The sequence below is a fragment of the Arcobacter defluvii genome, assembly GCF_013201725.1.
GTDB lineage: Bacteria > Campylobacterota > Campylobacteria > Campylobacterales > Arcobacteraceae > Aliarcobacter > Aliarcobacter defluvii.
In genome coordinates this window covers 722116-736901 of record NZ_CP053835.1, presented here as the reverse complement: position 1 = coordinate 736901, position 14786 = coordinate 722116, and the positions used below count along the sequence as shown (strand labels likewise).

Sequence of the window (14786 nt, the reverse complement as noted above, 5' to 3'; positions counted from 1 at the left end):
TTTTCTACTTTCCCTAAACTTTTCTTTTTTTCAAAGCTATAAAAATTCCAAAAAGTATTATAAAAGATGAAACTATTAGTTCAAAACTAACTTTTTCATCTAATATTATTAGACTTAAAAATATAGCAATAATAGGAACTAAAAGTTGTAATATACTCGCAGTAAAAATTTCTATTTTTGGTAAAACTTCATACCAAATCAAATAACCTAAAGCAGATGTTATCATCCCAGAAGTAATTGCTATAAAAAAAGTAAATAAATCTACTTTGAAAAAATCTACAAATAAAACTCCAAAAATAATTGTAAAAATCGAAGCTTTAAGAAAATTATCTGTTGTATTATATGTTGCATTTGTAGATTTTTTGCCAATTACACTATAAACTCCCCAAGAAATACCTGCAATAATCATCAAAAAAGCATGAAAGAAAGAGATAGAAAAATCCTCTTTTGGATAGAGTAAATAAACTAATCCACTAAAAGCTATCAAAACACCAAATATTTTATTTGAAGTTAATTTCTCTTTATAAAAAAGTGCAATTAAAATCATACTTAATTGTACAACTGCAAAAAGTATAAGTGTTCCAATTCCTGCATACATATTTATAAAAGAGTATGAAAAACAAATTGCATATAAAAAAAGCATAAAAGAACTAAGCCAATTTTTTTTGAAATTTAGTTTTAAATTTTTATTTTTATAAAAATAGATAATTAAAAGTAAAATTGCACCAGAAAATATACGTAAAAAAGTAAAAGTAAAAGCATCAATATTTTGTGTTGAAATTGCAACTCTTGCTAAAATTGAGTTTGCTGATAAAAAAAGTAACGCTATAAAAATAAAAATGAAGAGTTTTAAATCTATAAATTTTTCACTCTTCATTTTAAACTCCTTAATTTATATCTTTTTCAAAAATTCTATCAAGCGTAGCAATTGCTAAATACTTATCAAAATAAGCTCTATTATATCCTTGTTTTGATTGAGTTAATAAATAATTTGCATCCGTCAAATCTGTACTTGTAGAGATTCCTTCATCAAATCTATTTTTTACAATTTCATAATTTTCTTGCGCTTGTAAAAGTGCTAATTTTGCTGTTTCAAGATTATCTAAAGATACTTGAAGATTTGATTTAGCATTTTCATATTGTAGTTTTATATCAAGTTTTGTTTTATTTAAAAGTGATGTTGAACTTAAATATTTTGTTTTATAAATAACTGTTTGAGAATCATCATAGCCACCATTATATAAATTCCAAGTAGCAGTAACTTTTGCTATATTTTGATTTTCTTCTTGATTTTTTATTCTATCATTTGAAAAACCATCATAATATTCATTATGAGAAATTGAAGCATCTACTTTTGGATAGAATCCAGCTTTTGCAGATTTTTCTAACTCTTTAATAGAATTTAAATTCATTTTTAAAGCTTGAATTTCGCTTCTATTTTCTAACATTGTTTCATCATAATTTGAAAGTTTTAGTTTTGCTTCATCTAACTTTTCAATGGTTTCATTTGATAAATCCATTCCACCTAAAATATTTGATAACTCAAATTTTGCGACTTTTAAATCACCTTGAGCTTTTACTACATTTTGTTTTGAACTTGACATATTTACTTGAACTTGTAATAAATCATTTCTTGCGATAATTCCTTGGTCATATTTATTTTTAGAATCCTCATATTGTTCTTGAAATAATTTATAAGCACTTTCATAAGTTTCTAAAGCATTTTGTTTATCTAAATAATTTATATAAGCTGTTTTTGTATTTAAAACAATATCTTGTTTTGTTGCTTTTAAAGAATATAAAGATGATTCAGATAAATAAACAGATGATTCTTTTACTGCTATATCTTTAAATCCATTAAATAAATTATATGATAAAGCAATTGTTGCTGTTGCTTCATCTGATTCAAACCCAACATTCGCTTTATCTGTATTTGTATAACCATAAGAAGCATCTAATTTTGGTAGATAATTTGAATTATTAGCTCTTACATTCTCTAAACTTTCTACATAATCATAGTTTTTACCTTCTATATCATAGTTCTTTTTTAAAGCAATATCAACTGCACTATCAAGATTTAAGGCATTTAAATTAACAGCTAAAAAAGCTGCTAATGATAGTGTTATAAATTTTATTTTTTTCATAAATTTTTCCTTTTATGCTCTACTTAAATCTATATCTTGAACTGAACTTTTACCCATTGGAACTCTTTTTTCAAGTTTTATAAAAAACATTAATAAAGAAGGTGTTACAAATATTGTAAAAATAGTAGATAAAGTTAATCCACCTGTGATTACAGAACCTAAACCTCTATAAAATTCACTTCCTGGTCCTGGAATTAGAACTAATGGAAGCATTCCAAAAATAGAAGTTAATGAACTCATATATATTGGTCTAATTCTTGTACGTGTTGCTTCAATAACAGCAGCTTTATGGTCATATCCTTCATTTCTAATTAAATTTAAACTTTGATGAACTATTAAAATTGCATTATTTACAACTATTCCAACTAGAATAATAAATCCAAGCATTGTTAAAACATCTAAAGGTTGTGGTTCAATAAATTTATTTGTTAAAGCAAGTCCAATAAATCCACCAGCTGTTGCAAGTGGAACTGTGAACATAATAACCATTGGATATAAAAAATTCCCAAATAAAGCTGACATTAATAAATAAACAATAACTAATGCTAGAATAAAATTAAGACTTAACATCCCAATTGTTTCTGTTAATTTATCCGCAGTTCCACTCATCCCAATATCAACACTTTTTAATATTTTTCCTTCATTTTTTAAATTATTTATTGTTCCATCTAAAATTCCCATTGTCTCTTGAATAGTCATATTAGGTGGAGGAGTTACTTGTAAAGTAATAGTTCTTTTTCCATCTAAATGTCTTATTTCACTAATTCCTGTTGTATCAACTGCACTTGCTAGTGATGAAATTGGGACTAATGAACCATTTGGAAGAGCAACTTGTGAAGCTAAAATATCTTCAGGTGTTTTTATTTGCTCATCATTTGCTTTTAAAACTAAATCTATCTTTTTCTTACCATCTTGTTCAAATTCAGATATTTTTCTTCCACTCATCAAAACATCAGCCATAATACCTAAATCATAAGAACTTAAATTTAAAGCTTTTAATGCATCTTGATTTGGTTTAAGTCTAACTTCTGGATAAAGTAATTCAATAGATGGAACTGGTCGAACTTGAGAACCTTCTATAGCTTGACTTACTGCCATAAATAATTGACTTCCTACATTTGCAATATCTTCAATTTTTTCACCACTAATATCAACATTTACAGTTCCACCTTCACCTATATCATCCTCAAAAACACCTGATTGTAAAGATACCCCAAATACAGAGGGAAGAGAATTTACAATAGGTCTAAAAAATGGTATTAATTCTCTAGCTCTACTTTCATGCATAGAAGTTGCACCAAATAAACTAAAATCACCAAAAGAGATAAAAAATGCTCTATTTATTCCAGGAATACCATCAACATCTTTATTCATATTTGGTTCGACTTTTTTCATAAGATATGCTCCCATACTATATCTTTCTTCATAAGAAAGTCCAGGAGGTGTAATCAAAATATTAAATATTAAATTTTTATTCCCTTGAGGTAAATAGTCCATTTTAGGGAATAATACAATAATTGTTAAAATAGAAAATATTGCTAAACTTCCGATTGTAATAAGTTTTGTCATTGTTGATTTTAAAGACCATTTTACAAATCCCATAAACAATTTTACAAATTTATTCCCAAAATGAGTAAGGCTACTTTCACCTCTTGGTTCTTTTCCACTAATACTTGCAAATTTTTTCCAAAGCATAGGAATAACAGAAATAGAAACAAATAAAGAAAATGTAACAGAAGCAACAACGGCAATTGCAATATCTTTAAATAACTGACCAGCTTCATCTTCTAAGAAAATAATCGGTAAAAAAACAGCCATTGTTGTAGATGCACTAGCTATTAATGCGCCCCAAACTTCACTAGCTCCTTTATAAGCAGCATCAGCAATACTCATACCTTCTTTTCTATGTCTATCAATATTTTCAAGTACAACAATTGCACTATCAAACAACATACCAACAGCAAAAGATATACCTGCTAAAGAAATAGTATTTAAACTTCTTCCCATTGACTGTAAAATTATAAATGTACCAATAACTGAAATAGGAATAGCAATTGCTACTACGGCTGTTGGAGAAATAGCTCTCAAAAATAAAATTAATACAATTACAGCTAATATTCCACCTATTATAATATTTTGCTTAACTAAATCAACAGAACCAACGATATAAGGTCTTTGATCATAAATCCATCTTATATGTAAACCCTCTTTTTTTAGTGTAGTTTCATTTAATTCATTTACAACTTTTTCAACATCTTCTGTAAGTTGAACAATATTTGCATCAGAACTAGGTTGAACTCATAAAAAGATTCCATCTTTTCCAAAAAACAATGAAACAGAATTTGCAGTATCATATCCAAAATCAACAGTTGCAACATCACCAACAGTTACTCTTTGCTCTCGATTTGAGATTAAAATAATATCTTTTATATCTTGTGGTGTCGCAAATTTATGAACAGTTCTAATTCTATATGCACGTCTTCCCATGTTTAATGTTCCTGCTGAAACATCAACATTTTCATTTTGTAAAATATTGATTACTTGAGGGATTGTAAGATTAAAAGATGCTAATTTATTTACATCAAGATTAATCTGCATTTGTTGTTCTCGTCCACCACCATCCATAGTTCCAGCTACACCATCTACTCTTTTGATTAATGGTTTGATTTCATCTTGAAAATATGTTTTATATTCATCTATATGTCTTGTATTTTCAGCTGTTGTTTCTAACATCATCCAAATTACAGGACTTGCTGTTGCTGTTTCAATAATTGGTTCATCAACATTATCAGGATAAGAACTTACTTCATTTAATTTATTTGAAACATCTTGAAGAGCGACTCTTATATCTGTTCCTAATTTAAAAGTAAGTTTTACTTCACCTGAATTATCAGTTGCAGAAGATTCATATTCTATTAAATTATTTAAACTTTTTAAAGCATCTTCTTGCTCTTCTATAATCTCTCTTTCTATTTCATAAGGAGTTGCCCCTGGCCAAGTAGTTGTGATTTTAATTTCTGGTTTTGTAACATTGGGAGTCAATTGATAAGGTAACTTATTAAGTGAAATTAACCCAAATAAAACCACAATTAAAACTGAAACTATTATTGTTACAGGATTCTTAATCGAAAATTTTATTAAATCCATATTTTTTCCTATTTATTTAAAACTTGAACTGGCATATCAGGGAAAATTCTTTCATTTCCTTTTGTAACTATTTGCATACCTTCAACTAAACCAGTACCTGCAATTGCAGCATCCATTCCTGAATATGTTAAGACTTTAACTGGAAACATCATAGCTTTATTATCAACAACAGCAAAAACTACATCCATATCAAATCTTTTAATAACTGCATCTCGATTTATAACTAAAGCATCACTTTTTGAATCTTTAGCAAATTTTATTTTTGCACTTGCTCCATCAAAAATGAAACTATCAGAAGCATTTGCTTTAAATCTTACAGGAAAAGTTCTAGTTAATTTATCTCCACTTGGAATTGCAGCAAAAAGTGTAGCTTTTATTGTTTTATTTGCAATTTCTATATCATAAACATCTCCATTTTTTAAACCATTTATAAAAGAAATAGGTAAATTAAATATTACTTCCAATTCTTGTGTATTTACTAAAGTCAATATAAGAGTTCCTTGGTTTACCCACTCATTTAGATTTATATTTTTTTCTACTATAACTCCTGAATAAGGTGCTTTTATAGACTTTTTAATTTTTTGGATATTTAGTTCATTTAACTTTGCTTTTGATGAAATTAAATTTTCATTTGCAACATCATATTCAGTTTTAGCATCATCAAAAAGTTTTTGTGCAATTGATTTTTTTTCAAGTAAAACTATATATCTTTCATAATTCTTTTTTGCATTTCTTAATTGAACTTCATACATATTAACTTCAGCACTAGCTGCTTTTATTTGAGCATCTAAAATATCAGAATCAATTTGAACTAAAACCTCATCTTTTTTAACTTTTTCTCCAACTTCAAAATTTATCTTTTTTATTACACCTGAACTTTCACTAGCTATTTTTGATTTCTTATCAAAATTTACAGTTCCAACAAACTCTTGTAAATCATTTATTTCTTGCTTTTTTAATACTTGTGTTTCAACTAATGAAGCTTTTGTTTCTGCTGCTTCAATCATAACTGTAAATAAAACAAAAAATAGTATTAAACTTATTTTTTTCATTTTTTATTTTCCTTATTTAAATATTTTTTTTTATTTCAATAAATTTAAAAATACTATTTATAAAATTTATGCAAATTTCATTTGTATTAAAATTTTCTTGAGTCATTTTTAATAAACCCAATCCCCTCTCAAAAACCAATAACCCATCAATAAATTCTATTGCCTCTGGGATTAACTCTTTTTTTTCAATCCCTTCTTTTATAATCTTAAATAATTGCTCTTTGAAAAAAATATGACAACTATTATTATATTTTTTCATAGAAGTATTATCATCACTCAAAACAACAGCTAGATACTCTTTAAAAGCATTAAATTCTTTTAAATTTGAATCTGAATCATCCATCACAAATTTAAAGAAACAAAAAAGTTTCTCTTTTGTTGTTTTTAAATCTTTTATAGCTTCTAAAAATTCATCATGATAGTTTTCTATACTCATATTTATTATTTCAAAAACTATGTCGTCTTTATTTTCAAAATATTCATATATAGTACCTTTACCTATGCCAGCTGCTATTGCTGCTTGAGAAATTGTCAATTTTCTTATCCCAACTTCAAAAAGTAAATCGGTACAAGCAATGGCTATTTCTCTTCTTTTTTGCTCTTTATCTACTACTTTTGCTATTTTTATCTCCAAATTTATTTTTTTTGACTGACCGTCGGTCAAGATTGGAGATATACAAAAATATATCTTAATAAGATTTTAAATTTTACTAAAATTAAAAAATCTGAATTATGCAGATTTTTTAAAATTTTTATCTATGAAGAACAAGATAATTTTATATTTGCAAATTTCATAGGTGTTGGTTGGGCAAATCTTTCAAACTCTTCATGTTCATCAAATGGATTTTGTGCAATTTTTAATAACTCATTTACTAAAGTATAATCACCCTCGTCTGCTTTTTCAATTGCTTCTTGAAGCATATAGTTTTTTAGTATATATTTTGGATTTACTTTTTTCATAATCTCAAATCTACTTTCGAAACTACTATTTTGCTCATCACAAGCTCTTTTATATGAATCAAACCATTTTCTCAAAGGGTCTTGAAAAACTGCAATATCTAAAATAGAAGATAAATCATCAAAAGATTTTAGATTTGTTAATCTATAAAAGAAAACATTGTAATCCATCTTTGAAGACTCTAATGCTCCAAGTAATTCAATAATCAAAAATTGATTAGCATCACCACTTTTTGAAGCATCAAGCCCTACTCTTTTATTCATCATATCTAAATATATTTTTTTGTGAATTGATAGATAAAATTTCATATAATTTTCTAACTTCTCTTCATCACATATTTTTTTCAAAGCATTTATTAAAACAAAAAGATTCCAACGTGCCACAAATGGTTGATTGTTATAAGAGTATCTTCCTTCAACATCTGTATGATTACAAATCGCATTTTTTTCAAAATAATCCATAAAAGCATAAGGTCCATAATCAATAGTAAGTCCTGCCATTGAAAAATTATCAGTATTCATAACTCCATGTTGAAAACCATAAACTTGCCAAAGTGCCATAAGTTGCGCTGTTTTATCAACAAGCTTATAAAACATTTTTTCATATTTTTCATCTTCATTTTCAAGTTCAGGATATGACTGTTTTATTACATAATCGGCTAATTGTTTTAGATTTTTTTGTGAGTTTTCTTTTGTTCTTGCAAAAAATTCAAATGTTCCTATTCTAATCCACGAAGGTGACAGTCTTAAAACTATCGCACAAGATTCTTGATTCCATTCTCTATGGGCAAAAGTTTCAGAATCAATAATAGCTAAAGCTCTCGTTGTTGGAATACCAAGAGCAAACATTGCCTCACTTATAAGATATTCTCTTATACTTGAGCGTAAAACTGCTCTTCCATCTCCTTGTCTAGAATATCGTGTTAATCCAGAACCTTTTGTTTGTAAATGCCAACCATTCATACTTCCTAGATTTATGGCTCTTCCATCTCCAAGTTGTGGAACAAAATAACCAAACTGATGTCCAGCATAAACCATACTATAAGGAACACTTCCATTTAATGTTTTTTCACCATTCATAAACTCTAAAAATTCTTGTGTCTCACACTCTTCATAATCTAAACCTATTAAATCACAAGCTTCTTTATTAAAAGAGACTAATTTTAGATTTTTTAAAGGTGTAGCGTTTAGTTTTTGATATAACTTGTTATCAAATTCAAAATAATCAATATTAAGTTTTAATTCATCTAATTTCATTATTTATTCTCATTTTTTTAAAAATTATTTGTATATATGCAAGAACTCTACCAAAAGAAAACATAAAATAGGATAATATTTATCTTATTTATAAAAACTTATTTATTTTTATATAAGATTATAAAATAATAATTATTTGAAAAATTTCATAAATTCTTATAAAAAGGCTATAATTTATATACAAATGATACATAAAATTATGATAACATACACCTAAAATTCAATAAATCAAGGTTTTAATATGTTTTTCTCATTTTCAAAAAATAAAGAAGAAAAATCCCAGTTAGATGCTATAAATGAAAATTTTGCAGTGATTTCATTTAAACCAGATGGAACGATTTTAGATGCAAATAAAAACTTTTTAGAAGCAATGGGTTATACAAAAGATGAAATAATAGGGAAAGACCACAAAATGTTTTGTAATCCTAAATACTCTGCAAGTCAAGCTTATAAAGATTTTTGGGAGAATCTAAATAAAGGAAAAGTTCAAACATCTGAATTTAGAAGAATTAAAAAAAATAAAGAACCAATATATTTACAAGCTTCTTACACTCCAATCAAAGATTCAAACGGTCATATATACAAAGTAATAAAATTTGCCCAAGATATTACAGAAAGAAAAATTCAAGCATTGGATTATAGTGGTCAGATTAAGGCAATAAGTAAATCGCAAGCGGTAATAGAATTTAATCTTGATGGAACAATAATAACTGCAAATGAAAATTTTTTAAATGCTCTTGGTTATAAACTTGATGAAATTGTAGGAAAACATCATAGTATATTTTGTGAAGAAACATATAAAAATTCAAGTGAATACAAAGATTTTTGGAAAAAACTTAATAATGGTGAATATGAAGCTGGAGAATTTTTAAGAATAGGTAAAAACGGTAAAAAAGTTTGGATTCAAGCAACATATACGCCTATTATGAATATGGATGGAGAGCCTTTTAAAGTTGTTAAATATGCAACAGATATTACACATAAAAAAAATATTATGTTTGAAATAGGTGAAAATATACAAAAATTAACTAAATCATTAAATAATCTATCAACTGCATCAAACACTATGTCAAAAGAAGCAAAAGTTACAATGGATGGTTCACAAGAAGTATCAGTTTCTTTGGAGCAAATGAATCAAGCTGTATCTGATTTATCTGAGAAAATTGAATCTATGCTTGCTTCTATAAATACTATTGCATTAGAAGCTACAAATGGTGAAGAAATTTCAAAAGGTGTAAAAGAACAATCAAAAACAACTTCTGCAGCTATGATTAAACTAAATGAAGAGGCTTCAAAAATCAGCCAAACAATTAGTATTATCACGCAAATTGCATTTCAAACAAATATTCTATCTTTAAATGCAGCTGTTGAAGCAGCAACTGCTGGAGAAGCAGGTAAAGGTTTTGCTGTTGTTGCAGCAGAAGTTAGAAATCTTGCAACTAGGTCAAATGAAGCTGCAAAAGAGATAACAACTGCTGTTGAATATATACAATCTTTAATAAAAAACTCTTTAGATTCAATACATATGATTGATTCAACAATTGAAGAAATGAGTAGCATCTCTTCAAAAATCTCAAACTCAATGTCTGAACAACAAACAATTTCAAATGCTCTTGCAAGTAGTGCACTTGAAACAAGCCAAGGAATAAATGAAATTTCACATACAATGATAAATGTTTCTCAAAGTGCAAAAACAACGGAAGATGAAGCAATAGAAACTGTAAATGCTTCAAAAGAATTGATTGATATTTCTAAAACATTAATCTCAACTATAAAATCACTCAATTAATTGAGTGGTTTTGAATCTATCAAATTTTTAACACAAATATTTATCATTTCAAAAACTTTATCAAAACCTTCAAAACCATCAAAAAAATATGGGTCAGGAACACAAGCTCCATCAAAACCAAAATCTCCAAGTTTGATTGGATTTTTGCAACCTAAATTTTTTAGATTTGAAATATTCTTATCATCTAAGCCCACAACTAAATCAAACTTTTTAAAATCAGCTTTTTTAACTTGTCTTGCTCTTTGAGTTGAGATATCTACACCATTTTGTAAAGCAACTTTTATTGAATTTTCACAAGGAGGTTCACCTATATGCCAACTTCCTGTTCCAGCACTCTCAATTTCCATATCTAAATTTTTTTCAATAATATATTTTTTTGCAATTCCCTCAGCAAGAGGTGAACGACAAATATTTCCTAAACATACAAATAAAATTGATTTTCCCATTAAAATTCATTTCCTTCTATACTATTATATGAATATGTTTTTATCTCTTTATCTTCAACTATATAAGTAATTTCTATAGGTCTACAACAAACTTCACAATCTTCAACTATTGTTGTAGGTTCATAAACACCTGTATCCAATAAAATTGAAATTGCTTGTAAACAATAAGGACATTGTATATGTATCTCTTCCATCTCTTTTTCCCTTTATTTCTTTAAAGTCTAAAATATGCTAATATTCAACAAAAATTTCAAAGGATAAATCATAGCTACTTGTAAAAATTGTAAAAATGAAATTGAACCAAAAAAAAGACAATGCCCATACTGTGGAATTTTAAATCCAACAGTAACGCTAAAAGATATTTTTGTAGGAATGGCTATCGTACTTTTTGTTATGAGTATTGTTACATATTTTGTAAATAACTAATTTTATCTTCTTATAACTGCGTAAATAAATCCAACAGCCAAACCAATAAAGTGAGAATACCAAGCTATTGGAAGTCCAATAAGTAGTGGTGCTACCGAGATTAGTAAAATCCAAGTAATTATTCCACCTCGTTGAGCTTTATCATAATATGCAACATATCCTAAAATAGCACAAATTGCTCCTGATGCTCCTACTAAATTAACTTGATTATCTAAATAATAAATATATAAAAAAGATAATAAAGAAGTTACTATTCCTGTTATAAAATACAAAAAAATTATCTCTTTTTTACCTCGAAATCTCTCTATTAGATTTCCAAATTGCCAAAGTACAAACATATTCATTCCAAGATGAGCTATTCCACCATGAGCAAAAATTGTAGTTAATGGTTGCCACCAAAAGTCATAAACCATAAAATATAAATTTAATCCAAATAACAATCCACCTTGAGGTATATTTATCTGAATTATATACATTATTACAGTTATTAATATAATCACATTTGTTGCTGTAAAATCTTTTTTACTAAATCTTTTTAACATTATTTTTATATGCCTTTATAGTACAATCTATTCTTCTTTTTATTTCATCTTTATCATATAAATTAAAATCTATATAAAATCTAAAAATCTCTGTTTTATCTGCTTTAAATGAAGTCATTATACTTCCAGAACAGATTTTACACTCTTTTGATTTTTTATTTGGGTCTTTTTTATCATTTTCAATTATTTCATAATCTATAGTTAAAAATTTATTTATATCATTTTTAGGATTAACTTGTATAGAATTTTTATAAAAACTATCAATTTCATCTAAAGAAATAAACTCTTCGATAATAGATTTTGAGTATTTTGATTTTATATATTCACCTTGAATTTTATAAAATCCTTTATTTAAAGCTTTTTGAGAATCATTTAAGAGTTTTTGATTAAAAACTTTTGAAGTAGAAAAAATATCTTTTTCACAAGAAAGAGGAATAACTTCTTCTTTTGTAATTTCTTTATCACCTACTATAAATTTTGAATACAAAATCATCGTAACTGAAATCATTACGATAGAGGCTAAAGTAAAAAAATTATTTACTATTAGACTCTGTCGTCTTGTCTTACTCATCTTAGTTTTCCAATGCCTCTTTTAAAACATCTTCGATTGTATCAACAGCTTTTATTTCCATTGCATTTTTTACTTCTTCAGGAATTTCATCTAAATCTCTGTCAAAATTTTTTCTTGGAATTAATGCTTTTTTCATTTTTGCTTTATATGCTGCAATTAATTTTTCTTTTAACCCACCAATTGGTAAAACTTTTCCAGAAAGTGTAAGTTCTCCTGTCATTGCAACATCAGCCTTTATAGGTTTTTCACTTAAAACAGATGCTATTGTTAATGCCATTGTTATACCTGCACTTGGACCATCTTTGGGAGTTGCACCTTCTGGGATATGTAAGTGAATATCATATCTTTTATATAACTCACTTGAATCTAAACTCTGTTTTTCTTCCTCTTCTTTTGTTAATCTAGGAATAATTTTATTATCAAAAGTTAAAATACCTTTATCAATTAAAACTTTCACAACAGAATAAGAAATTCTTGATGATTCTTTCATAACATCACCCAAGTTTCCAGTTACACTTAAGTTCCCTTTTCCTTTTAGTTTTATTGCTTCAATTTTTAAAACATCTCCACCAACAGCTGTCCAAGCTAATCCATTTGCAATTCCAATAGAATTTTTCTTATCAGCTGCATCTATTTCAAAAATTGGATTATCTAAATATGTTTTTAAATCTTTTGTTCCAATTGTTACTTTTTCAATCGTTGGGTCATTTAAAATCTGTTTTACAACTTTTCTAAATAATTTTGAGAAAACTCTTCGTAGATTTCTAACTCCAGCTTCTCTTGTATATTTTGAAATAATCATCTCAATAGTAGCTTTATTTAAACTAACTTCAGTTTTTTTAAGTCCGTGTTTTTCTAACTCTTGAGGAATTAAATAGTCTTTTGCAATATGATATTTTTCATTTGGAGTATATGAAGAAATCTCTATAAATTCCATTCTATCTCTAAGTGGTGCTGGAATTTTTCTAGCATCATTTGCAGTTGATACAAAAATTACTTGTGATAAATCAACTGGAAAATTTAAATATAAATCTCTAAATTCATGATTTTGCTCAGGGTCTAAAATCTCAAGCATAACTGCCGTTGGATCACCTCTATGATTAGCTCCTAATTTATCAATCTCATCTAAAACCATAACTGGATTCATTTTTTTAGCGTCAATTAATCCTTTGATTAATCTTCCAGGCATCGCTCCAACATAAGTTCTTCTATGCCCTCTTAATTCATTTACATCTTCCATTCCACCTAAAGCTATTCTAATAAGTGGTCTTTGTAGCGCTTTTGCTATAGAATTTGCTAAAGATGTTTTACCAACACCTGGAGGTCCCACAAAACATAAAACAGTACCTTTTGATTTTAAATCTTCAATTTTTCTTTGTTCAAGTAACTGTTTTACTGCAAAATATTCAGAAATTCTCTCTTTTGGTTTTATTAAAGAGTAATGATCTTTATTTAATTGATCTTCAACATTTTTAACAGAAATCTTTTCATCAGCATATTCTCCATAAGGTATGTCTAAAACTTGCTCTACATAAGTTTGTAATAAAGAAGCATCAGGAGAATCTTGATTCATTCGACTTAGTTTTTCTATTTGTTTTTTTGTCTCTTTATAAGCTTCTTTAGGCATAAAATCTTTTTTTGCTTTTAATCTTTTTTTATAAGATTTAACCTCTTCATCTTTTTGATTATCACTTCCTAATTCTTTTTGAATTGCTTTAATTTGCTCTTTCAAAAAATAATCTTTATGAGTTTTTTCTATCTTAGAGTTTACTTTTTGAGTAATCTCTTTTTGGATTTTAAATGATTCAATCTCTTTTTTGATTACTTCAATAATATCAAGTAATCTTTGTTCAATATTTGTTTGAGAAAATAGTTTGTAAGCTTCATCTTTTTTAACTTTTAAAACTGATGAAATTAAATCAGCAATTCTTGTTGCATCATCATTTTCTTCAATAGTTTTTACTAAATCAGCAGGAAATTTAGAATTTAATCTTGATAGTTTTTTAATATTATCAATTAAAACTTCAATTACTGATTTTACACTTTGTTCATTTGATTCTTCAGTTTTTAATATATCAACACTTGTAAAAAGTGGTTGTTCTAGTGAAAAATCTAAGATTTTTCCTTTTGTTAAACCTTGAAAAAGTACTTTTATTTTACCATCAGGTAAAGATACTTTTCTCATAATATTTCCAACAACTCCAACATCATAAAAAGAGTCAACTTCTCGTTTTCCCTCTTTACCATGTTTTGAAACTGTCACCATAACTAATTTATTGTGTTCAATTGCATATTCAACGGCTTTTATATTTTGCTCATTACTTAAAAAAAGAGGAGCAATCATAAAAGGATATAAGAATATATCATCTTCAATAATTAATGGTATATTTTGTGGAAATTCATCATAATTTTCTAATTCCATTTTAATTTAACTCCTAAATTTATATTATATAAT

The 14786-nt window shown here is 26.9% G+C and carries 11 protein-coding genes and 1 pseudogene; 1 reads left to right on the top strand and 11 read right to left on the bottom strand.

All coding sequences use genetic code 11. From position 1 onward, the window contains the following. Positions 1–13: 13 nt before the first annotated feature. The 6 genes and pseudogenes from ADFLV_RS03720 to ADFLV_RS03695 all read right to left on the bottom strand — a co-directional run bounded on the left by ADFLV_RS03720 (position 14) and on the right by ADFLV_RS03695 (position 8557). Positions 14–877, bottom strand: a complete 864-nt coding sequence (locus ADFLV_RS03720) for a DMT family transporter (RefSeq protein WP_129010534.1) — start codon at positions 875–877, stop codon at positions 14–16. A 10-nt stretch (positions 878–887) separates the two neighbouring features. Continuing rightward, positions 888–2144, bottom strand: coding sequence for a TolC family protein (locus ADFLV_RS03715; RefSeq protein WP_129010533.1), 1257 nt, complete (start codon positions 2142–2144; stop codon positions 888–890). 12 nt (positions 2145–2156) lie between these two features. Continuing rightward, positions 2157–5291: pseudogene (locus tag ADFLV_RS03710) on the bottom strand (efflux RND transporter permease subunit). 8 nt (positions 5292–5299) lie between these two features. Then, positions 5300–6343 carry an efflux RND transporter periplasmic adaptor subunit gene (locus tag ADFLV_RS03705; protein WP_129010532.1) on the bottom strand — a complete coding sequence of 348 codons (1044 nt, stop codon included), beginning with the start codon at positions 6341–6343 and terminating at the stop codon, positions 5300–5302. Positions 6344–6359: 16 nt separating this feature from the next. Next, positions 6360–6977, bottom strand: coding sequence for a TetR/AcrR family transcriptional regulator (locus ADFLV_RS03700; protein ID WP_164968481.1), 618 nt, complete (start codon positions 6975–6977; stop codon positions 6360–6362). Positions 6978–7099: 122 nt separating this feature from the next. Continuing rightward, the gene (locus tag ADFLV_RS03695) at positions 7100–8557 is read right to left on the bottom strand and encodes a protein adenylyltransferase SelO (protein ID WP_129010530.1); all 1458 of its coding nucleotides are present in this window, start codon (positions 8555–8557) and stop codon (positions 7100–7102) included. A 241-nt stretch (positions 8558–8798) separates the two neighbouring features. Between ADFLV_RS03695 and ADFLV_RS03690 the strand changes: the two genes are divergently transcribed. Beyond that, entirely contained in the window at positions 8799–10346 is a 1548-nt protein-coding gene (locus ADFLV_RS03690; RefSeq protein ID WP_014473442.1) for a methyl-accepting chemotaxis protein, read from the top strand. Here ADFLV_RS03690 and ADFLV_RS03685 read toward each other — a convergent pair. From ADFLV_RS03685 to lon, 5 genes are all read right to left on the bottom strand, one after another. Further along, the gene (locus ADFLV_RS03685; protein ID WP_014473441.1) at positions 10343–10792 is read right to left on the bottom strand and encodes a low molecular weight protein-tyrosine-phosphatase; all 450 of its coding nucleotides are present in this window, start codon (positions 10790–10792) and stop codon (positions 10343–10345) included. The genes ADFLV_RS03690 and ADFLV_RS03685 overlap by 4 nt on opposite strands. Beyond that, positions 10792–10986, bottom strand: coding sequence for a zinc ribbon domain-containing protein (locus ADFLV_RS03680; protein WP_014473440.1), 195 nt, complete (start codon positions 10984–10986; stop codon positions 10792–10794). Before ADFLV_RS03680 ends, ADFLV_RS03685 begins: the two co-directional genes overlap by 1 nt. A 234-nt stretch (positions 10987–11220) precedes the next feature. Next, the gene (locus ADFLV_RS03675; RefSeq protein WP_129010529.1) at positions 11221–11760 is read right to left on the bottom strand and encodes a rhomboid family intramembrane serine protease; all 540 of its coding nucleotides are present in this window, start codon (positions 11758–11760) and stop codon (positions 11221–11223) included. After that, entirely contained in the window at positions 11744–12331 is a 588-nt protein-coding gene (locus ADFLV_RS03670; protein WP_041654651.1) for a hypothetical protein, read from the bottom strand. The genes ADFLV_RS03675 and ADFLV_RS03670 overlap by 17 nt, the downstream gene beginning before the upstream one ends. Position 12332: 1 nt before the next feature. Beyond that, positions 12333–14753, bottom strand: a complete 2421-nt coding sequence (lon, locus tag ADFLV_RS03665) for an endopeptidase La (RefSeq protein ID WP_129010528.1) — start codon at positions 14751–14753, stop codon at positions 12333–12335. Between the last annotated feature and the right edge of the window lie 33 nt (positions 14754–14786).